The sequence below is a fragment of the Alkalispirochaeta alkalica DSM 8900 genome (genome assembly GCF_000373545.1).
GTDB lineage: Bacteria > Spirochaetota > Spirochaetia > DSM-27196 > Alkalispirochaetaceae > Alkalispirochaeta > Alkalispirochaeta alkalica.
The window spans coordinates 99,702-121,021 of record NZ_KB891714.1 but is presented as its reverse complement, the minus strand read 5'-3'; the positions used below and the strand labels follow the sequence as shown (position 1 = coordinate 121,021).

At 64.1% G+C, this 21,320-nt stretch carries 12 protein-coding genes; 2 read left to right on the top strand and 10 right to left on the bottom strand.

Annotated features, from left to right (window positions below):
- Positions 1 to 994: 994 nt before the first annotated feature.
- Positions 995 to 3,619 carry a helicase-related protein gene (locus tag B071_RS0109320; protein WP_018526832.1) on the bottom strand — a complete coding sequence of 875 codons (2,625 nt, stop codon included), beginning with the start codon at positions 3,617 to 3,619 and terminating at the stop codon, positions 995 to 997.
- Positions 3,616 to 4,920: a histidine--tRNA ligase gene (gene hisS, locus B071_RS16895; protein ID WP_040587964.1), complete on the bottom strand. Its 1,305-nt coding sequence runs from the start codon at positions 4,918 to 4,920 to the stop codon at positions 3,616 to 3,618. The genes B071_RS0109320 and hisS overlap by 4 nt, the downstream gene beginning before the upstream one ends.
- Positions 4,921 to 5,020: 100 nt before the next feature.
- Here hisS and B071_RS0109310 point away from each other — a divergent pair, with 100 nt between their 5' ends.
- Entirely contained in the window at positions 5,021 to 6,028 is a 1,008-nt protein-coding gene (locus tag B071_RS0109310) for a ribonuclease Z (RefSeq protein WP_018526830.1), read from the top strand.
- A 1,209-nt stretch (positions 6,029 to 7,237) separates the two neighbouring features.
- On the opposite strand, the gene B071_RS0109300 is transcribed toward B071_RS0109310, so the two are convergent.
- From B071_RS0109300 to B071_RS20620, 4 genes are all read right to left on the bottom strand, one after another.
- Complete coding sequence (locus B071_RS0109300; RefSeq protein ID WP_438829677.1) at positions 7,238 to 8,686, bottom strand: 6-hydroxymethylpterin diphosphokinase MptE-like protein; 1,449 nt, start codon at positions 8,684 to 8,686, stop codon at positions 7,238 to 7,240.
- Positions 8,687 to 8,937: 251 nt separating this feature from the next.
- Complete coding sequence (locus tag B071_RS0109295; protein WP_018526827.1) at positions 8,938 to 10,530, bottom strand: hypothetical protein; 1,593 nt, start codon at positions 10,528 to 10,530, stop codon at positions 8,938 to 8,940.
- Positions 10,520 to 11,563 (bottom strand): hypothetical protein, encoded by a 1,044-nt coding sequence (locus tag B071_RS0109290; RefSeq protein ID WP_157703113.1) that lies wholly within the window; start codon positions 11,561 to 11,563, stop codon positions 10,520 to 10,522. The genes B071_RS0109295 and B071_RS0109290 overlap by 11 nt, the downstream gene beginning before the upstream one ends.
- A gap of 19 nt (positions 11,564 to 11,582) precedes the next feature.
- Positions 11,583 to 14,654 carry a hypothetical protein gene (locus B071_RS20620; RefSeq protein WP_018526825.1) on the bottom strand — a complete coding sequence of 1,024 codons (3,072 nt, stop codon included), beginning with the start codon at positions 14,652 to 14,654 and terminating at the stop codon, positions 11,583 to 11,585.
- Positions 14,655 to 14,892: 238 nt separating this feature from the next.
- On the opposite strand from B071_RS20620, the gene B071_RS0109280 reads away from it, so the two are divergent.
- Positions 14,893 to 15,411 carry an FtsB family cell division protein gene (locus B071_RS0109280; RefSeq protein ID WP_018526824.1) on the top strand — a complete coding sequence of 173 codons (519 nt, stop codon included), beginning with the start codon at positions 14,893 to 14,895 and terminating at the stop codon, positions 15,409 to 15,411.
- Here B071_RS0109280 and B071_RS0109275 read toward each other — a convergent pair.
- The 4 genes from B071_RS0109275 to lon are packed head-to-tail and all read right to left on the bottom strand — an operon-like array spanning position 15,372 to position 21,207.
- Entirely contained in the window at positions 15,372 to 16,655 is a 1,284-nt protein-coding gene (locus B071_RS0109275) for a DUF1015 domain-containing protein (protein ID WP_051075281.1), read from the bottom strand. The two genes, B071_RS0109280 and B071_RS0109275, sit on opposite strands and share 40 nt — an antisense overlap.
- A gap of 20 nt (positions 16,656 to 16,675) precedes the next feature.
- Complete coding sequence (locus B071_RS16890; protein ID WP_018526822.1) at positions 16,676 to 17,896, bottom strand: peptidase U32 family protein; 1,221 nt, start codon at positions 17,894 to 17,896, stop codon at positions 16,676 to 16,678.
- Positions 17,897 to 17,900: 4 nt separating this feature from the next.
- Positions 17,901 to 18,926 carry a M15 family metallopeptidase gene (locus B071_RS18505; RefSeq protein WP_018526821.1) on the bottom strand — a complete coding sequence of 342 codons (1,026 nt, stop codon included), beginning with the start codon at positions 18,924 to 18,926 and terminating at the stop codon, positions 17,901 to 17,903.
- Entirely contained in the window at positions 18,898 to 21,207 is a 2,310-nt protein-coding gene (lon, locus tag B071_RS0109260) for an endopeptidase La (RefSeq protein ID WP_498365807.1), read from the bottom strand. The genes B071_RS18505 and lon overlap by 29 nt, the downstream gene beginning before the upstream one ends.
- Between the last annotated feature and the right edge of the window lie 113 nt (positions 21,208 to 21,320).

Here is a 21,320-nt window from a genome sequence, read left to right as displayed (position 1 = left end):
CCGCAACATCTACCGGGTTCGGGTGGAAGAGGGGGCTCTGATCGAGGTGATCGCCGCCAGCACCGAGGTGGATACCTGGATCGATGCGGAATTACCCGACGGAACGGCGCTGAGCAACGATGATTACGACGGGCTGAANGCGGGGTTTCTGCGGGTTATGCCCGCTTCGGGGCACCTGGTGATCAGGGTCTCGGCGGCCTTCCGCGACCACGCGGGGCGGTATACCCTGACCGTGACGGCCCGCCAGAATCCCCGGGAGATTTCCCCGGGAGATATCTCCCGGGGTTCGCTCGAGAAGGGGGGGGCCGGGGGCGATCGATGGTCCAGCCTCTATCGGCTCAGGGGCAGAGGCGGCGATGAGATGACCATCGACCTCCGTTCCGATGATTTTGACGCCTTTCTGGAGGTGGTCGATCAGGAAGGACGAAGCTTCTACGACGATGACGGTGGTGAGGGGCTCAACAGCCGTCTGGTCTACCGGTTTCAGGAGGATGGAACGCTTCTGGTGATCGCCACCAGTTTTGGCGGGAGCAGCACCGGTTCCTACGAGCTGGAGGTTTCATCCCAGCGCAGGACCCTGGTGGCGCGCTACGAAGGAACCCTGCGCGAGGGTGGGCGTCGCGCCTACGACGGGCGCCTCTACAGCGTCTACGAGTACGAGGGGCGTCCCGGCCAGTCCGTTCGTATCGCCCTCGACTCCGATGATTTTGATCCCGTGCTCTACGTGAGCCACCCCGATGGCCGCCCCTTGTCCATGGACGACGACGGAGGGGGCGATGGCAACAGCCTTCTAGATATCGTGTTACCCGCCTCGGGAATATACCGGCTCTTTGTTGTTCCCTTTTACGAGGCCTACGGTCGCTACGAGTTGAGAATCTACGAGTAGGGCCTTTCCGGGGAAGGGCTTCCCCGGAAAGAGGACGCCGGGGCATGGCTTCCCCGGGGAAGCCTTCCCGGCCAAGGACTCCCCCCGATCCCTTCGGGGGGGGGGAGGTCAGATCTCGTCCAGGATCTGCGAGAGTCGCCGGTAGAGGCTGCTCACCTGCTCGATCTGCCCAGGAGGGCAGGACGCCTCCTGAAGTTCGTCGACAAGCTGTTCCAGGCTGGCCAGGCTCTCCGTGACGGCATTGAGAAAGCCCCGGTTGGGCTTGAACCAGTAATGGCTGTCCCGGGAGCAATAGAGCGCGATGAATCCCAGTTGCTGGTTTGACCTCTTCAGCGGGGCCAGGGCCAGAATCTGTTCCAGAAAACGCAGCAACTCCGGTGCCTTGTGGGGCATCTCCAGGGCCGCCTTGTCGGGCCAGGAGGTGCATATCGTCGGTGATGCCGGCAGATAGGGGGCGATCTGCAGGGCCGTAGAGAGCTTGAGCCCCTCCAGGAGGGAGCGCTTCCCCAGTTCTACCCGTACGGGGAGCTTTCCCGCTGTTCCCGCCTGTGAGGAATCGGACCCCGGGCGCCCCAGGGCGATGAGGGTGTCGTAGGGGATGCAGGCTATCTTTTTCTTGCCCTTCCAGGGTTTGAGGGGAATGGTGTGCTCACCCAGCTGGATCTGCCAGGTCGTGTCCCGCCGGGACTGGCTCTTTCCTTCCCCTGGAGGCCCTCCGGGAGCGCTCCCCTCGGAGCGGGCCTTCTTCTTGCGGCCTCCCGAGATCTCCGTACAGAGGCCCCGGTAGAGGTCCTCCGAGATTCCCCGGACCCATTCCTTCCGCAGGGGCGAGACGCTGCGCGCGTAGGTGCGGCTGGTGCGTACAATCTCCCCGGCCACGATAAAGGGAGGGGACTCCCGAAAGAGCCCCGATCCCGGGTGGATCTGGATGCGCTCCGCCGTGAGGCTCTGGTAGACGCCCCGGCCGGTGTGGATGCAGACAAACTGGATAAGTCCCCGGCCGATCGCCATGAGGTAATCCGGCCGGGGACCTCCGGCGAGGACGGGGATGCCCAGGTCGGAGACGATCTCCTTGAGCTGCTGCTGGACGTTGACGATCTCCGCCATCGTACGGGGGTCCAGGTACCGGCTCTGGCAGAAGGCCGTGGGGTTCCGGGCGTCCTGGTACCCCGCGAAGAGACGCAGGTAACTCACGAAGTCCCCGAACTCGTCGCGATACCGGTGGTGAGCCTGGCGGGCTTCTACCTCCTCGCCCGGGGGCATCACGAAGGGTGTGGCCGAGGTGAGAAAAGCTACGGCTGTGATCACCTCCTCCAGGACCTGGGGAAAGCGGTTGATTGCCTCCAGGATGATGCGGGAGTGGCGCGGCAGGAGGGGAAAGACCGCCATCATCCGGCCCGTGGGAGTGAGGTCCCGCTTGTCGTCGAGGGCGTCCAGGAGGCGCAGGGTCTCTATGGCTCCCAGGATGTTCCCCCTGCCGGGAGAGGAGATAAAATCGAAGTTCTCGAAGTCCCTGATCCCCAGCTCGGCCATTCGCAGGACAACCTCGGAGAGGTCGGTCCGGTATATTTCGTCCTCCGGGAAGAGGGGGCGATTGTCGTAGTCCTGCTTGCTGTAGAGGCGGTAGCACCGGCCCGGGCGGGTCCTGCCGGCCCGGCCCTTCCTCTGGTCGGCACCGGCCCGGGCGATGGGGCCTTCGATGAGGGCCGAGGTGTAGGTGCGGGGGTTATAGTGATTTGTCTTGGCCAGGCCGCTGTCGATGACCAGGGTTACGCCGTTGATGGTGATGCTGGTCTCGGCGATGTTGGTGGCCACCACCACCTTGGTTTTTCCCCGGGGGGGTGGCGGAAAGACCGCGTCCTGTTCCTCTTTGGAGAGGCGTCCGTAGAGGGGGAGGATTTGGAGGTCGCCCTGGAAGGGTTGGGAGTAGAGACGGGTTATGCAGTCCTTGATCATCTGCTCTCCCGGCAGGAAGATCAGGATGTCGCCCGTCGTTTCTTCTCCGTCGGCGGCGCGATCTTTCATTACGCGGGCGACGATCTCCGTTATCCGGTGTAACCGGGCCTCGGAGGAGGCCTCCCGGAGGGACCGGGGGGCTTCCCGCTCCTCCCGGAAAGACCGGTCCTGGTGAAGGTCCGCCCGGAGCGCCGGGCCCAGGGGGTCGTCGTAGATCACCTGGACGGGGTACATGGGGGTGTCGATCGACACCACCGGACAGGAGTCAAAATACTCGCTGAAGATGGCCGTATTGATTGTTGCCGACGAGACGATCACGCGGAGATCGTCCCGCAGGGTCAGGGCCCGCTTGAGGAGCCCCAGGACGAAGTCGATGTTGAGGCTCCGCTCGTGGGCCTCGTCCACCATGATCACGCTGTATTCGGAAAGGTGCTGATCTGCCTTGATCTCCTGCAGGAGAATCCCGTCGGTCATAATCTTGATGCGCGTCTCGGGAGTGGTGTGATCGTCGAAGCGCATCTTGTAGCCCACCAGCCCGGGCATGGGGCTCTCCAGCTGACGCGCCACGTAGGCGCTGACCGAGACCGCCGCTATTCGCCGGGGCTGGGTGATCCCGATGACGCCCCGCCCGGCGTAGCCGGCTTCGTGGAGGATCACCGGGAGCTGGGTGGTCTTGCCGCTTCCCGTGGGGCTTTCTACCACTACAACCCGGTGATCCTGAAGCGCTTTCAGGATCCGTTCGCGTTGCTGATAGACGGGCAGATCTCTGGAGTTCATCGCGGGAGAAGTCCGTGGATGATTTCCAGGGCCTGTTCCTCGGTGAGATCCTGGTGGTTCTCCCGGGTTTCCAGGACGCGGAGGTTCACCGTGCCGTCCTGGTGTTCCCTCAGGCCGCAGACGAGGGCCAGGGGGATCTCCTTGCGCTCGGCAAAGGCGAACTGGCGCCCCAGTTTCTGCGCTTCGGGGTAGACCTCGCAGCGGATTCCCCGTGCCCGCAAACGCTGGCCCAGCTCGTGATAGTGGGCTGTCAGGGCCGCATCCTGCATGGTGATGAGCACATCGGCTGCTGCAGTGGTGCCGGGGAGCTGCCCCAGCTCCTCGAGCCCCGCCAGGAGCCGGTCCAGACCGATCGAGGCACCCACGCCGGGCATGGCCTCCTTGCTGTAGAGCGAGACCAGATCGTCGTAACGGCCGCCGGAGCAGACCGACCCGATCCCTTCAGCCCCCTTCAGAAAGGTCTCGAAGACCACCCCCGTGTAGTAGTCGAGCCCCCGGGTGATCGAGGGGTCGAGGATCACCGTCCCCGGGGTGACCAGCGTCTCCAGAGCTGTGCCGATCTCCCTCAGGGTCTGGCTCTCGGGACAGGGCCCCCCTGCGAGCGATTCCAGGGTGGTGAGGATTTCCTGAAAGGAACCGGATGCCCCGATGAAAGCCAGGGTCTTCTCAGCGACCTCCGGCGACGTCAGGGTCTGGAGTGTTTGAAGCGTCTCTTCCTCGCCCACCTTGCGGAGCTTGTCCACGGTGCGGAGAATCTCCACGCTCTGGTCCTGTACCTGGTGGGCCTGGAGAAAGCGGTTGAAGATTCCCCGGTGCGAGATATGAACGGTCACGCCCGGTATCTGCAGGGCCGCGAAGGCCGAGGTGATCATCAGGACGATCTCCAGATCGGCCGAGACGCTGTCGGTGCCCACGATATCGAAGTCGCACTGGGTGAACTCCCGGTAGCGTCCCCGCTGGGTGTTCTCTCCGCGGAAAACCTTGTTGATATGGAAGCGCTTGAAGGGAAGGTTGAGCTCGTTGCGGTGCATGGCCATATAACGGGCAAAGGGAACGGTCAGGTCGAAGCGAAGTGCCACGTCTCGTCCCCCGTGATCGTTGAAGCGGTAAACCTGTTTGTCCGTTTCGCCTCCTCCCTTGCCCAGGAGTACTTCGGCGTATTCCAGCAGGGGAGTGTCGATCGGGACAAAGCCAAAGGAGCGGAAGGAGTCCTCCAGGATCCGTACCAGCTCTTTCCTGCGGATCTCGGCGGGTGGCAGAAAATCCCGGAAGCCCTTCAAAATTCGTGGTGTAATCTCCATAGTGGGAACAGTATAGCTGATGGGGGCGATTCAGTAACCCCATTCCTCTACGCCCCTGCGGTGACACCGGGGGGAGAGGCGTGGTAGAGTCCCGGAGATTATGAACATGGAAGCCTTTATTCTCGGTTGCGGCGGTATGATGCCCTTACCGAACCGGCATCTCACCTCGGTGCTTCTGCGCCGCGAGGGTGAGGTCTTTCTCTTTGATTGCGGCGAAGGCACCCAGGTCAGTCTGCGTGCCCTGAATCTGAAATGGAAGAAAATCAGCGCCATCTTTATCTCCCATACCCACGCGGACCACATCACGGGGCTTCCCGGCATGCTCATGCTCTCGAGCCAGGTGGACCGGCAGGACCCGCTCTTCCTGGTCGGGCCGCCCCGTCTTGCCGAATACGTCGAGGCGAACCGGCGCGCTCTCGAGATGCATATCAACTACGAGATCCGGGTTCAGGAGATTCAGGATCCGTCGATCCCGCAGGATGTCTTTCTTGGTCAGGGCTACCGGGTCCGGTCCTTTCCGCTCAAGCATTCCCGGGTCTGTGTGGGCTACAGTTTTATCGAGGATACCCGGCCGGGGGTTTTTCATCCCGAGCGGGCCGAAGCGGCCCGGGTTCCCCGGGGAGGGCTCTGGGCGCAACTCCAGCGGGGCGAGGCCGTTCAGAACGATCTCGGTGAGACTGTGACGCCCGAGACGGTGCTGGGGCCACCTCGAAGGGGCAGGAAGTTTACCTTCATGACCGATACCCTCCCTGTGGCCTCGGCGATGGAGCATATCGCCGACTCGGACCTGCTCATAAGCGAGGGGATGTTCGACGAGGCGAACCGCGAGAGCGCCACGGCGAAGAAGCACATGACCGCTGCCGACGCAGCGCGTCTGGCCCGGGGAGCGGGAGGGGTGAAACAGATGGGGCTTATCCACTACAGCCCCCGGTTTACCTATCGGGAGCTGAAGGAACTCCAGCGGGAAGCCCGGGAGATCTTTCCCCGGACCTTCCTCACGCGGGATCACATGACCATCAGTATCCCCTACGACGAGGAAACTCCCGAAGGATCGCCGTCCCCGGAGCAACCTGGCCTCAGGAGCGATCCCGATCCTCAAGATCCTTGAGGTATTCCCGGTACTTCTGGGGATCAGGCTGAAATCCCATGATTTTTCCCGGCGTGTCCCTGCTGCGCTTCAGCGCCTCGGCGCATTCAGCCAGAAGCCGTTTTGCCTGGACGAACCGCACCGCCCGGGAGGAGGCTCCGCAGGAGAAGTCCGCTTCGGTGCGCCCCCATTCGAGGCGCTCCCCCCAATAGTAGCGCTGAAAGCGCTCGATCATGGCCAGAGCATCGGCCAGAGTTGTGTTGGGGATCAGCACGGCCGCTCCCCGGGGGCCGTATTCAAAGCAGAGGTCGGTGAGGGCGAAGAAGGAGAGCACCGCTCCGGCGTTTTCCTGGTAGCTCTGGTCCCCCCGGTCCCCCTGGGTGAACTCCAGCAGGACCACCGTGAGGTCCTCTTCGGAAAAGCTGGCCCGTTCCAGTTCCGAAGCGAGGCGCTGTTCCAGCGTTGATTCGGGCTGCAGTCCCGTGGCGGGCGTGTCCTGCCGGGGAGGAGCCTCGGGCTCCTGATCCGGCGGGAACGACGCGGGTTCTTCCGGTTGCGCCGGAGGGCGGGGTTCGGGGTGTGCTGTCGCTGCTGCTGCTGCTGCGGGGGCAGGGGGCGTCTCCGGAGTGGGGGGGGCAGGGCTCCGGGATGAGGCTTTTTTGCCCGCTCGTCCCCGGAGGAAAACACCCAGTGTCACCAGGGTTGTCCCGGCCAGAATGATCAGCGAGTTTCCCAGGGCGCGCTTGAGCACGGGAAAGAGGTCTTCCCGGAAGAGCAGGGGATAGGCTGCGGTGATAACCCGCCCCGGACCTTCGGGCATGGCAAAGCTCCGGGAATAGTGNCGATGGTGGCCCCGGGGCGGCTCGGTGCGGGGGTGTCTGCTCAGGGATTCCCCGAAGTAGGAGCTCCCCGCAGCCCAGAGATAGTCCAGTTCCTCGTCCTGGAGGATGATGCGTATCTCTCCGGGGACTCCTCCACGACGAAAGGCTTCCTCGGTGGAACGGGAAGAAAGATGCTTCGAGAAGAGCCGGGTAGCCTCGGAGAGATCCCCGCTCTGCCAGAGCGATGCCGCCTTTCGGGAGAGCTCGTCGAAGCTCTCCCGGGCCAGATGCTCGCGAGCCTGCCGGAGACCACGGATCTCGAGCCCCGCCGAAAGGGCGACCAGGCAGAGAGCCCCGGCCACCACAGCAGCGTACCCATAGAGGAAGACTCTGTGCCAGGAGCTGTGTTTCATCTCATTAATGAGTATCGGTTACTTTCTTCCAAAATAAAAGCCCCGATCTCTTCCAGTTTTCCGGCAATCGAGGTGCCCCGGGGGGGAGGGCTTTGCCCGCAGGGCACGCCCTGGCGGCGAAGCAGGAGGGGCAGGTGGGCTCTCCCGTGGTATCCCAGGGCCTGGAGGATAACCTGGGCNGGNAGCTGGTCTTCCCTGCCCAGGGCGNGGAGTCGCTGGCGCGCCTGATGAAGTTCCCGCAGGTGCAGTTCCCAGAAGGCCTGGGGATTGAAGGGCTCCTGCGGTACGGGAGAGCNCTCCGGCGGGGGGGCGGCCTCCCGAGAGGNGATCTCCCGGGGGACGATCTCCAGAGCCCGGGCGATCCGTTCCCGGCGGTTGGCCATGGCGGGGGTGGTGAAAAATGGTATCGCCTGGCTGGCCGGGGAGGGAGTGTGGGAGGAGAGGNAGTGGTCGGGGTAGACCCGGCACCCAAAAAAGTGCTCTTCCGGGAAGAGCCGACAGGCCCTGCGGTGGGCCAGGCTGTAGTGATAGGTTCCCCTGGCATAGGTCGTTCCCCGGGGAAACCCTCCGTCGGAACCGATGACNTCTACCCGGGCTGCCCCCAGAGCGGGAGCGAGCAGAACCGCCGCCTCCGTCACCGATTCGGGGGGGCGGGGGAGGAGCCTGAGGGATGCGCCCGCTTGCCGGAGCAGGTGGTGAAGAGGGTGGTTGCCGCAGTACCAGACAAGCCGTTCCCCGGGCACGGCNCGGGTTAATCCGGGAGCGACNCCTGCGTCGGCCAGAAGCCAGGTCTGATCGGGCAGGACCGACCGGAGATGGAGGAGGCTCCAGGCCTGGGGATCCAGAACGACCACCGCCGTGGGGAGGATNCCCCGTTGCAGCAGCGCCGGAAGGGCNGTNTCGGTGGCAATCAGCGGTGCCAGGGGTGGACGGTCCAGCTTCTCGAGCCAGGAGTCCAGGCCCGGTCCGGCAGCGAGAACACTGGCCAGGTTCCCCCTGGTGCGTTCGCGGAGGCGCCCCAGGGGGGTGGGGGGCGAAGCCGGGGAGGAGAAGCGGTAGCTGTTGTGGAGGGTGTGGGAGAGCCACCGCCGGCTGAAGGNGCTGATCGTCGCGCCATCCTGGCCCAGGGCNTGCAGGGTGCGNCGAATCGCCTCAAGGCAGGATCTGAAGTGCNCCCTGTTGCCGGGGGCCTCTGTCCAGGCCTGGAGGGGAATCGTCTGGACCCCATCACGGATCGCAGGGAGGTGCACCGCCTCGAGGGTGGCTGCTGCCTCCCGGGGGGTGAGGGCCAGGAAGAGGCGTCCCGTGAGGATCTCCCGGGAGAGGTCTGTCCCCTCCAGGATCGTCCGCAGGACACCGTGAGAGCGCTCCACAACGATAAGGGTCGTTCCCGGTAGCGCCTCGAGCCCGGCTCTGACCAGAAAACCGCCTCCCAGCCCCAGCATGATCAGCGTCGCCGGAGGGGCCTTTCCCGAAGAGNGGGCGCTGAGGCGCGCCACGATCTTTTCTGCCTCCCTCATGGGGGCGTAGCTCGAGTGCAGGGATCTCTCTCCGTGATCGCCGGTGAGGCGAAAGGAGGTATGGCCATCGCGGGTGGTGAAGGTGGTGAGTTCCCGTGAGGGCTGTGCGTTGCGAACCCCCCGGGCCAGGTCCAGGTGTATCTGCTCCAGGGCGGCGAGGTTCCGGGAGAGGATGGTCATGGGGAAAAGGTCCCGGCGAGTTCCAGGAGGCTTTTCAGGGCCTCGTCGCTCGCTCTGGCCACGCTTTCCCAGGACGAGGTGCCCCGGTACCAGTGGATCGCCTCAACCGGAGCCAGATGGAGAAGCAGCGAGAGCAGTCGTTCCCGGGCGGCCCGGTCCTGCTCCTTCGTCGACCCCTGTTGCCCCGGAGATTGCCGTGGAGGATCCCTCAGTTCCTCCTGCCACCGGAGAAGACAGTGCCGCGCCCCCTCCCGGAGCCGGTGTGGTGGGGGGCGCGGTTCATCGCGGGTGGTGATGACACCCCGGGGGAGGGGTGTCCCGGGGGGGAGCGCGGGCTCGCCGGACCAGACCGGCGAGGGGGAGAGAAAGGACACCGTGCCGCTCCGCCTGTGTTGACCCAAGACCGTTTCCACGGGCTCCCGGTACAGGGCGAGGGTCTCGTTCTGCCATCCCCGGGTCCCGTCCTGCCAGAGGAGGGGGCTGATCTGCCCCGGAGGGCCCAGCCGCTGGAAACGGAGCGTCTCCCCCGGGGAAAGGCGACCCGCCGCCAGAGCCAGGTACCGGTCGTTCCAGTGAGGACGGGCGTGGTTCTGGAGATCGCGGCTGCACAGATCGAGGCCGGCCACAACGAGATGGGCTCGGGGGGCCAGGTGATGCGCCAGGGCCAGGAGGGAGGCTCCCACCGTGGGCTGATCCTGCAGAAAGGGCCAGGAAGCGGCATCGGGAGCGAGTTCCTCGCCCACCCAGCCCGTACGATAGAGAAATGATCCCGGAGCGTTCGCCGGGGAGTGACGGACCGATTGGCAGGGGCTCGCCCGGAGCGGCAGCGCCAGCACCGGCCCGGGCCGCCCCTCAGCGGGAGGGCGGCAGCTTCGGGTATAGCGGGAGGCCCAGAATCCGCCGTCGGTGTGCAGGGTCAGGGCGGGAGAAAGGCCGAACCGGCCGAGGCCGAGCGAGGCCGAGCTCGCCGCGATCACCGCGGTGCTGCCCCCCCGGGCTGGCCGGGGGAAGCGGTGAAGCTGTTCCAGACTCGGGCCAGCCGCAGCCAGGAGCAACCCCTCGCCCTGAAAGTGGAGGGTGCTGCGCCGCTCTTCCCCGAGAGTCCGGCGCAGCGCGTTTGTGAGCCACACCCTGCCGAAGGAGGCCGTGGTAGCGAGCTCTGCCTGGAGCGAGCGGAGAACCGCCAGGACAGACCGCTCCACCTGCTCTACCCACCGGGGAATCGCCCTGGATGCTCCGGGCCAGGAAATAACCTGGATTGCCGTGACCTCCAGGGGCGCGAGGCTGTTCCGTAAAGATCCTTCCAGCCGGGTCAGGGGGATTTCCGGCTCCGCGCCCTCCAGGGATACCCCCCCGGGAGAGGGGCGGAGACCGATCACGCGCAGGCAGGGGTAGCACTCCCGGAGTTCCCTTGAGACGACTCCCGTCCCGTCCCCCAGGAGCAGGGCCGTTCCCCGGGGATGATCCAGGGAGAGCGCTTGGGCAAAGCGCCGAGCCTCCCGTTGGGGATCGTAGCTCGAGTGCAGGAGGATGCCCTCCGCCAGAAGGGTTTCTTCCCCGCTCCGGGCGGGACGATACTCAAGATGCACGGAACTCGGCGGGATCCAGCAGGGTATAGGGCAGGGGTTGTTTCAGGGAGGCCTTGAAGAGCTGCTGCAGGGTATTGCCGATGCTGTGGACCAGAAGATCGGGATCCACCAGGGGATGACCGGGCCCGGCGAGGACAAAGGAGGTCTGCCCCTCGCGGAAGAGGGTGAAGAGATCGGCCGAAAGGACGGCACAGGTATCGAGGAGATCCCGGGAAAGATACTGCTCCTCCAGGTGGGGGCTCCTCTGCTGAATGGCCGCGACCAGAGGGTCCAGCGAGACGCGCAGCGCCATGGGCCCGCCCGTCTCCCCTTCCCGGGCTGCCTCCTGGAGGAGCCGCTCCATCGTCCGGGGCAGGAGGCTGTGATCGAGCACGGAGACCCCCTGGGATGCTGCAAGAGGCCGGTGGCGGCTGTCGAAGAGGAGGTATCCCGCCCGCTCCGTCACCGCCGCCAGAAGCACATCCAGTACCTCCTGGTTCAGTTCCAGCAGGGGGGACTCGCAGATAACAAGAGCCGCCAGGAGCTCCCGGTTGTACAGAAAGGGGAGCAGGGCAATGCGGCGAAACCGTTCGATATCACCCGACGAGAAATAGGGCCTGATCTCCTCGTGGCGTGTCCCCTCCAGCAGGACCGCTCCGCTGTCCAGGCAGAGGTGCCGCAGGACCGGAGCGGGGATACGCAGACGGAACCGGGTTGTCTTTCCCAGCCCCGCCGTCGCCATGGGCGAGAAGGCCTGGCGCGATTGCTCGGGGATCAGGATGGCCCCGCTGGTTATGCGCAGGTGCCGGTGAAGCATCGAGAAGAGATGGGATGGCGTGGTTATGCCGAAATCCTGCTGCAGGTGCAGTTCCTTCAGGAGAGCCCTGACAGCCATGCCCGGGTCGATCTCGCCCCGGCTGTTCCCCGCCGGGGCGGTCGACCAGTCGGCGACCCCGGGATCGGAGAAGACCTCGCCCCCCCGCATGGCCATCGCTCTGGCCAGGGGGGAAGGGGCGTCATCGTCGTGGCTCAGTAACCGATCTGCTAGACCCATACGTAACCTGCCCGAATCGTCAGGTCTCTATTCCAAGCTCTTCGAAGAGGTGCTTGTAGACCTCGAAATGCTCGGACTGGGCGAACTCTTCGATCTTGTCGTCGGGAAGTGCCTCCAGAAGCTGATCCATGTAGCTCAGGACGGAGCGCATCTCCTGCTTCAGGTCCTCGGGAAGATCGGCGATCGAGCTTCGCCGCCCGGGCTGAGCCGCCGCAGGCGCCGGTTCTTCCGGTGCTCCTTCCTCTGCCGTCGGGGGCACCTCGGTTACCGGNGATTCCGGGAGGGGATCGAAGGAGGGCGAGGCCGCGGGAAGGTCCTGACCTTCACTGTGCCCGGTATCCCCGGAGAGATCCTGCTCCACGGCGCTGGCAAAGTCCTCGTAGTTTTCTTCCGAGAAGGACAGGTCATCGGTTGCCCCGCCTGCTTCCTCGGGCTCTTCTCCAGCTTCAGCTTCGTCCTGCTCCCGATCGGCTTGCAGATCGGGAGCCTGCTGCCGGGGTTCTTCCTCGGGGGGAAGGGCGAGCTCGTCGTCACCGATCTCGAGATCGCTCAAGTCGGTGAAATCATCCAGGAGATCATCTCCCTCGATGTGATCCTGCGCAATCTCTTCTTCCGGGACGTCCAGGTCTTCCGGGACGCCCAGGTCTTCCGGTATGGTGGTCAGGGAGGGCTCGTCGGGAGTACCGTCCTGATCTTGCTCCGCTTCCGGCTCCCCCGCGTGTTCCTGCTCTGGCTCGTCCAGGTCGAAGGGGTCTTCGGGAGCGTCCGGACCGGTGTCCATCGTCGAGGTCGGGGCGGAAAAGTCGGGATCTTCCTCGTCGATCTCTATCTCGAACTCCTCGTCCAGGATCAGATCGTCGTCCAGGGTGAAATCCTGCGAACCGTCATCGGGGGAATCGCTGCTCTCCTCGCCGAAGGCCGGGTNGATCTCGATCGCTTCGTCCCCGATCGCCAGCTCGTCCCGGGTCTGGAAGATATCATCCTCCAGGTCTGTCCCGGCGTCTGCACCCGCCCCGGTGTCCAGGATTTCCGCTGCGTCGCCTTCCTCTGCGTCCAGGTCTGCCTCGACGGCCAGCTCTTCGGACTCTTCCTCCAGGGGCGATTCCGCCTCATCCAGGGGCGAATCCTCGTGGGAGAACTCCCCGCCCGTGGCGAGATCATCGGAAAGGTCTCCCTCCAGGAAATCCTCCAGGGACTCCTCCCGGGAATCCTCGGGGAGCTCCGGCGATGAGGTCCCGTCGCCAGGAGCCTCCTCATCGGGAAGATCAGCGCTATCGTCCTCAAACTCCTCGAGCGAGTCCAGATTCAGCTCGATCCGGTCGATCTGATCCTGGGCGTCTTCCTCGGTATCGTCCGTCAGAGAGTCGATATCGGCGAGCTCTTCGTCGATATTCATCTCCGCCAGTTCGTCGATCGCCCTGTCGTCACCGTCGATCACAAAGGGGGCCTCGCGGGATTCTTCCAGTTCTATCCCGTCCACCGATCCGGCCTGGTCCTCCGGCTCGGGGCCAGGGGAGAGCTCGGGGGCGGGGGACGGCCCGGAATCAATGCCGGGCTCCGCGTGATGATCGGTGAGGAAATCTTCGTCCAGCTCCTCGGCCTCTCCCGCCTCCTCGGTGAACTCGGCGGTATTCAGGATATTATCCAGCTCGTCGCCCGTGAGGGCGATCGTCTCATCTTCCTCGTCGCCTTCCTCGAAGAAGCCGGACCCCTTCTGGTCCTGGGGGAATTCTCCCCGGTCTTCTGTGGAGGGGGGCGGCTCTTCCCCGATCACGTCATCCTCGGGGGCCAGGGGCTCGTTCGGGGCAGGGGAAACTTCGGAATGAACTGGCGCACCGGGAGCCCGTGCAGCTGCCGAGGTCTCCCTCAGTACTGACTTGAGTTCTGCCAGCTCCTGCTTTATCGCACTCAACTCGTCCTGGATGCGCTGGAAGGCATCTTGTTCCTGTTGGTCCATTGAGGTTGGTATAGCACTTCCCGGGGGATTTTGCAAATTCCCGGGAAGGGAGTCCTGGTGGGGCTCTTCCTCCTCCCGGAGGAAATCTTCCTCGTCGGGCGTTATGGTGTTCGGTGGCCCGTGGGGAGATATTTCTATCCCCTGTTCCTCGGGGGTGAAGTCGTGGACCTCCTGGCCGGGGAGCTCCTGATCGGAGAGATCCTGGTCCAGCTCGGGCAGATCGAGGTCGCCCGGGCCCGGCTCGTAGAGATCGATATCTTCGAGGCTCAGTTCCTCGATCTCGTCGTCTGCACCGGGCATCATCTGNTCGAAGGAACCGTCTCCGGACTCACCGCCCTCCCCGGCATCGATTCCCAGTGATTCGTCGATCTCCAGGGTCTCGTAGTCGTCGTCCAGGGATTCCGTGATCGAATCGAGATCAAAATCTTCCTCTTCGCCGGTTTCCTCGCCGGAATCCAGAGACTCTTCGAAGGTGTCCAGTGTATCGGTATCTTCCCCATCTCCTCCGCCGTGGTCGCGATCGAACTCGGTGCCGCCAAAGATGTCATCGTCCAGCTCCAGTTCCATTTCCGGGAGCTGGTCCGGGGAATCTTCCGAGGAGGAGCGCCCGTCTGCTTCCAGATCATCCTGGTGCAGCGGGTCCGGGGAAAGGTCAGGATCTGAAAGGGTGTCCAGGTNCGGGAGATTATCAAGATCGTTCAGGTCATTAAGGTCGTCAAGATCATCGAGATCGTCGCCGAGACCGGCAAANGGGTCCCGATCATCGGGAGGGGCGTCTATTCCCAGGTCATCCAGGGAGATCAGGTCGTCCTCGTCGCCGGAATNGTTCCGTCGGGCATCGCCGGGGGCTCCGTCGNCAGAGCGGTCTGCCACCGGAGAGAGATCAGCATCGAAGGTATCGTCCTCATCGAAGGGGGAAGCAAGGTCGTCGAGGTTCGAGAGGTCTCCCAGATCATCGAAATCTCCGGCTTCGGAGGGCTCGTCAAACCCGTCGAGATCCCCCAGATCACCCAGCGATGAGGGATCGAAGGTCTCTTCTTCTGTCTCGAGCACCTCTTCCGGTCCCGCCTTGACCCATACACCGTAGCGATCAAAGTCCTGATCCAGGATATCTTTTTCTTTTTGCTTGCTCATACGTTTCCGCTCCCGGCCGGAGATATTTCCATTCTATCCTATTGTCGGTCTTTCGCGGGGATTATTAAGAGGTAAATTGCGCNCGGGCCTGCAGCACCGCCGAGGTCCGTGGCAGTGTTCGGTCCTGCGCTATTCCTCCGGTTCGGGCTGGTGGATCCCGGGATGCTTTCGATTGATTGTTGATTGACCAGGACGATTGACTAAAGAGAAGGCCCGACCTGTCCGTTTTAAGGAGGAGATGAAAAGTTCCTGGTTCGTTCTTGCCCTCGCCCTGGGTCTGGGCTCCTATCTGCTTCTTGAGCTTATCTTCGGCCAGTCGGGCCTCATCGCCTATGGGGCGATGGAGAAGGCCCGGCACCAGGCGCGTCTGGAGATGGAGGCGATGCAGGAGCAAACGGCCGCGCTGGAGCGCTACATCGGGCTTCTCACCACCGACGCCGAGACGATCCGCCTGGAAGCACGCGATATCGGGTACGTTGGACCCGACGAGGTGGTGTTGCGCGTTGAAGGGCGGGACGCCCGACTCCGGCACCGCTACCAGCCGGGGATCATGCCCTCGCCCCTGCCGCGCATTCGCGATAACAGGCCGCTCTTTCGATCGGTGGGATTCACGGTCTTTCTCCTGATCACCCTGATCGACCTGGTGCGGCTCCCGGGAGAGGCCAGAAGGAGTTCCCGCCGGGAGCGCCAGCGCAGGGACTCCCGGACGGAAACCGATCAGTCCTCTTTCGATGTCAGGGAGCGGCACTCCAGATAATAACGCTTGTCCCGGGCCTCTCCCAGGGAGAAGGCCTTGCGGGGCAGGGTCCCCCGGGCAGCCACGGTAGGGAAGAGCTGGTCCCGGGGAAACTCGGGGAGCAGTAACGCCAGCCCTCCCGCTCGATCGGCAGCCTCGCAGGCTTCGGCGTTGCCGTGGACGTAGTCGATTCCCCGGGCCCCGGTCTCGGCCAGGGCCTGGTCGGCGGCGGCCACGGCCAGGGGGCCCCCGGCAGGAATCTCAAGAAGCACCCCTCCCTCCCGATCGAGAATTCCCACAGACGCCTCCGGTACCCCCCGATGCAGAAAGGCCTCCAGAAAGGCCTGGCGCGTGAAGGTGCGGGCGGTGCCACCGGTGATCTTCTCGAGGGTGGCCACGAGGGCGCTCTTCCCGGCCAGGCCTATCCGGTGAATCGGGTGAAAGGGGAGGCCCGGGTCGTAGACATTCACCAGTTCAACCAGACAGTACCGGAAGGGATCGTCGGGAGCCGCGCCGGCGGCCTTGCGGCTGGTCCAGACTTCCTTTGCCGCAGCAAGACTGTGGTTCCCGTCGCCCGTGGCGAAGAGGAGATTGCCCTCTCTGAGCGCTTCCAGGGGCTGAAGGATCGCCTCTGCCAGGGAATCTTCCAGGGGAATCCTGTAGCCGGCGATGGAGCCCCCCTCCATCATCAGGGGGGTCTCGTAGAGCTTTTCCAGCGATGATTTTGCCCCCTTCAGGGGGGCGAGGAGCGAATCCCCGGGATCGTTGTAGAGAACCAGCACATGGGGAGTTTCCAGCGTGGCTCCCCGGCGAATCTCCGCCCGGGGGGGCAGGCGGTCGGGGATCGTCTCCTCGCTGGCGCGTATGAGAGCTGCTGTTTCGGGGCGGTAATCGTAGGCGTCGAGGTCAACGGCCAGAACAAGCCCGTGACGTACCGTTCCCGAGGGGAGCCTCCGTTCTGCCAGGACGGCCGACGAGGGGACCTCGCGGAGACTTCCGTTCTCCCGCAACTGGTTCATGGCCCTCTGTATCCGGGCTGCCGCCCGGGCGGGGTCTTCCCGGGTCAGGTAGATTTCGGGATGAATGATGTGAAGTGTCGAGGGTGCTTCTCCCACGTACTCTTCTACCGATTTCCAGTAGGCCGGGTCTGATGTGAACTGATCGCAGGCGATAACCGCCCACCGCTGCAGATCAACTGTGTCTGCAGGGATCAGGACCGAAGGAAACCGCAACCCCAGGGAACTCAATCGCTCGTGTATCGTCATGGCTCCCCATGGTAGCGGCTTCAGCGGCGGGAGGCAACGGTCCCGGAGATTCCTTCCCCACGACTTCGCAGGATACCGCCTTCCAGGTGCTGCTTCGCGAGTTCCTGCGGGGGGGCCAGGTAGCTCGCCGGTTTCTGGGTGGCCCGGTTCAGGGCGTTCCCCTCGCTGTCGCGCAGGTCCAGCGAGGTCAGGGGTGTTATGGTGCCGTCGGGGAGCAGCAGATCGGTGGGGGTCTCCCGGTAGAGGGTGTTCTTCACCGTCAGGGGAAGGGGCGCGCCTTCCGGGGCCTTGCCCAGGATCGCCATGAGGCGGTACCCGGCACCACGGGATTCCAGGGCCGGTTCGTGGACCGCCTGGTCCTCCAGGAGGAATCCCCCCGAGTAGGGACGGTGAGGTAACCGGAAGAGTTCTTCCCTCCACTGCGGCGCGTCGGGGGTCCCCTCCAGGGCGGCCCGGTAGGCCCGGGTGGTGATGGCGGTATAGAGGGCGCTCTTCATGCGACCCTCGATTTTTATGGCCGTGACTCCGGCCCGACGGATCTCCTGGAGCGCGTCGAGGAGCATGAGGTCCCGGGCAGAGAAGATTGCCAGGTGGTTTTCTTCCTGCTCTACCGGGTAGTACTCCCCGGGGCGCTGTTCCTCCACCACGGCGTAGTGCCACCGGCAGGAGTGGGCGCAGTCTCCCTGGTTTGCCGATCGTCCTGTCATCTCCTGGGAGAGAAAACACCGTCCCGAGTAGGCCATGCACATCGCCCCGTGGACGAAGACTTCCAGTTCCAGTTCGGGTACGGCATCGGAGATCTCCCTGATCTCGGAGAGGGTGAGTTCCCGGGCCGGGACGATTCTGGAAAAGCCCAGTTTGTGGTAGAGCCGGGCGGCCCCGGCGTTGGTGCAGTTGGCCTGGGTGGAGAGGTGGAGTTCGATCCCCGGCAGGATCGATCTGACCGGTTCCAGAAGACCCGGGTCTGCCACGATCAGGGCGTCCAGGGGGGCTGTGCGCAACTCCTGCAGGACTTCCCTGAGGCGGCCCAGGTCTTTCTGCAGGACGAAGCGGTTCAGGGCGCCGTAGAGACGCCCCCGGGGGAAGTCCCGTTTGAGGTTCTGCAGGGACTGCCGGTTCAGGTCCGGTTCGGCTCCGGCCCGGAGCGAGAATCCGGGCACCCCCAGGTAGACCGCGTCGGCACCGTAGAGAAAGGCCAGTCGCGCCTTCTCCTCCGTTCCTCCGGGAGAGAGTAGCTCCATGGCGTTACCAGCGGGAGGGGGAGGTCGAATGGTATCGCTCCCTGAAGAAGGGCTCCCTGCGATCCCAGAACTCCAGAAAATACTGCTGGATTCCGTCGAAGAAGAACCGTTCCAGGCGGGTGCCGGGGCGTGAGATATACCGGAAGTGCCAGGGTTCGTAGATGTAGCCCGTGACGTCTTCGTACCCCTGGGGGTAGGAGAGGGAGAAGCCGTAGCGCCAGCCCTTTTCGGCGAGCCAGCGACCGGCCGGGTGCTCCGCGAAGGGGCCGGTCACGCTCCCGAAGTCGATCGCCGTTCCCAGCTGGTGCTGGCTGGAGCCGGGCCGCGCGCTGGAGCGTTCGGCCCGTTCCTGCCCGATCCGGTCCACCCAGTACTGGAAGAGCCATTCCTGGTAGGCGTAACTCCGGTAGGTGCTGGAGAGGTCCAGGATCACCCCCTCCCGGGCGGCTTCCTCGACCATCGCCAGCAGGTCGGGCATCAGGATCTTTCTCAGGGAGAGGCCTTCCCGGTTCAGGGTGAGCCGGTCCTGGTATTTTGTGAGGTCCACCAGGTCCCGGGGTACGTAGTCGGCGGGGAGGGGGGTCTCCTTGTCTACCAGGACGAAGAGATCCCGGGGCATCTCCAGGGCCTTGCCCATCAGGCCGAGGAACTCCTGGGGGCTTTCCAGGATCGTTTCGGCGATCCGCGATGATTCCCCGGCGAGAAGTTCCCGGAGGTCCCCCAGGGTGAGGGTAAAGTCCCGGTGGGGGAGAAACGAGTCGGGGAGATCGTCCCAGGCGGTTATGGCCGGTGGTGCTTCTTCGGCTCCCCCGGCCGGCCGGGCTGCGTGGTTCCCGGGGGTGTCCTCCCCGGTCGTGGCTGTTGTGCCCGTTCCCCCAAAATCGGGCAGGCACCCGGCGAGGGTCAGGGCCGCCGGGGCCAGAAGTGCCAGCACCACCGCCAGGGGGGTGCCGCCGGGCCGGGCGACGGTCCGGGGCGGTTCGTTTCTTTTGTGCGGCGGGCTATTGCTCCAGGGTTTTGCCCAGGGCAATTTCCAGGACCTCTTCCAGGGTCTCCACGGGGTGGAAGGTGATGCCTCGCCTGACGTGTTCCGGTATCTCATCTAAATCCCTCTCATTCTGACGGGGGATGATAACCTGTTTGATCCCGTTACGGCGAGCCGCTATGGTCTTTTCTTTCAGCCCCCCGATGGGGAGAACCAGTCCTGCCAGGGAGAGTTCCCCCGTCATGGCCAGGCGGGGCCGCACCGTTGTGTCCAGGGCCAGGGAGAGGAGGGTCGTGGCCATGGTGATTCCCGCCGAGGGGCCGTCCTTGGGGGTTGCCCCTGCGGGAATGTGGATATGAATCTCGTTCTCGTCGAAGAAGCCGGGGTGGACACCGTAACGGACGGCGATGTGCCGGGCCCGGCTGTAGGCAATAGAGGCCGATTCCTGCATGACCTCGCCCATCTGTCCCGTGAGCTTGAAGCCGCTCTTCCCCCGGTTCCGGATCGCCTCGATCATCAGGGTGTCTCCGCCGTAGGGGGTCCAGGCCAGGCCGGGAACCATGCCGGGCTGGGAAACCTTGCGCCGGGCCTCCTCGGGAAAGACCGGCTTGCCCAGGTAGCCCTCCAGATCCCCCGGGCCGATCTCGTAGCTCTCGGGTGCATCCTCCCGGGTAAGCTGTTCCCGGGCGAGCTTCCGGTGAATCTTGTCCAGCATCTGTTCGTAGCGGCGCATCCCCGACTCCCGGGCGTAGTCGTTGGCGATCGCCCGCAGGGCAGCCTTGTTGTATTTCACCGCCTTCTTCCCGAGGCCGGCCCGTTCGGCCGAACGGGGGACCAGGTACTTGCGGGCGATCATGACTTTTTCCTCGTCGATGTAGCCCGAGAGGCGGATCACCTCCATCCGGTCCAGCAAGGGCGAGGGAATGGTATCCAGGGTATTAGCCGTGGTGATAAAGAGAATATTCGACACATCGAAGGGTAGATCCAGGTAATGATCGCGGAAGCTGTTATTCTGTTCCGGGTCCAGCACCTCCAGAAGCGCCGACGAGGGATCGCCCTGGTAGCTGGCGCCGAGCTTGTCGATCTCGTCGATCATGAAGACCGGATCCTTCTCACCCGTAATCTTGAGTCCCTGGAGAACCTTGCCCGGCATGGCTCCCACGTAGGTCCTGCGGTGGCCCTTGATCTCGGCCTCGTCCCTCATGCCCCCCACGGAGAAACGGAAGAACTTTTTCCCCAGGGCCCGGGCCACGGACTTCCCGATCGAGGTCTTGCCCACCCCCGGAGGCCCCGCCAGGCAAATGATGGAGCCCTTGTTGTCTCCCTTGAGCGTCCGCACCGCCAGAAACTCCAGGATTCGCTCCTTCACATCCTCCAGACCGTAATGATCGGCGTCGAGAATCCGTTCCGCCCTGGTGAGGTCCACCTTCCGGGGAGGCGGGGCCGCCCAGGGAAGCTGGATAATCGTCTCCAGATAGTTCCGGGTCAGGGTAAACTCGGCCGAGCTCGGCTCCATAAGCTGGAACTTCTCCAGTTCCTGCTCGACCTGGGAGCGGACCTCCTCGTCCAGGGGCAGCTCTTCCAGAGCCTCCCGGAACCGGGCGTACTCCGAGCTTTTGGAATCGGTGGGCATTCCCAGCTCCTGCTTGATCGCCTTCAGCTCCTCCTTGAGAAAGTACTCCCGCTGGCTCTTCTCGATTTTTTCGTTGATCTGCTTCTGGATGCGTTTCTGGATGCGCAGCAACTCCTGCTCTTTCTTGATGAAGAGCAGAACCTTCTCCAGCCGTTCCCGGACGTTCACCGTGGCAAGCACGTCCTGCTGCTCCTCCCGGTCGATGTTGAGAATGCTCGTGACGAAGTCGGCGATCTTCCCCGGGTGGTCTATGTTGACCATATTCAGGCGCATCTCCTCGGAAAAGAGGGGGTTGTTCTCGCTCACCTGCTTTGTCTCGCTGATAATCGCCCGCGTCAGGGCGCGGACCTCGTCGGTGCCGGACTCTTCCTCCTCCAGGTAGTCCACGGCAGCGACCAGGGGGCGTCCCTCGGCGCTCAGGCTCTTCCTGATCCGGAAGCGCTTCACCGTGGAGACAAAGATGTTCATTCCCCCGTCGGGGAGGTTGATCCGCTTCAGGATCTTCGCGGCCGTTCCCACGGTATGGAGATCCTCGACGCGGGGGTTTTCCTCGTTCTCGTCCAGGGTGAGGACGAGGCCGATGTGCTGGTCGCCTTCCAGGGCCTGACGAACAACCTCCAGGTCCTCGGGAGAGGTGATCATCAGGGGTGTGAAGAGNCCCGGGAAGATGGGCTTCCCGTTGAGGGCNATCATGAGCAACCTGTTGGGCAGGACCTGGTCCGCCGGAAGTATCTGATTCTGTTCTGACATAGCCTCTTTCCTGGTGTTCCGGGTTCATCCCGGGTTTTTTCTACAGAATCACCGNG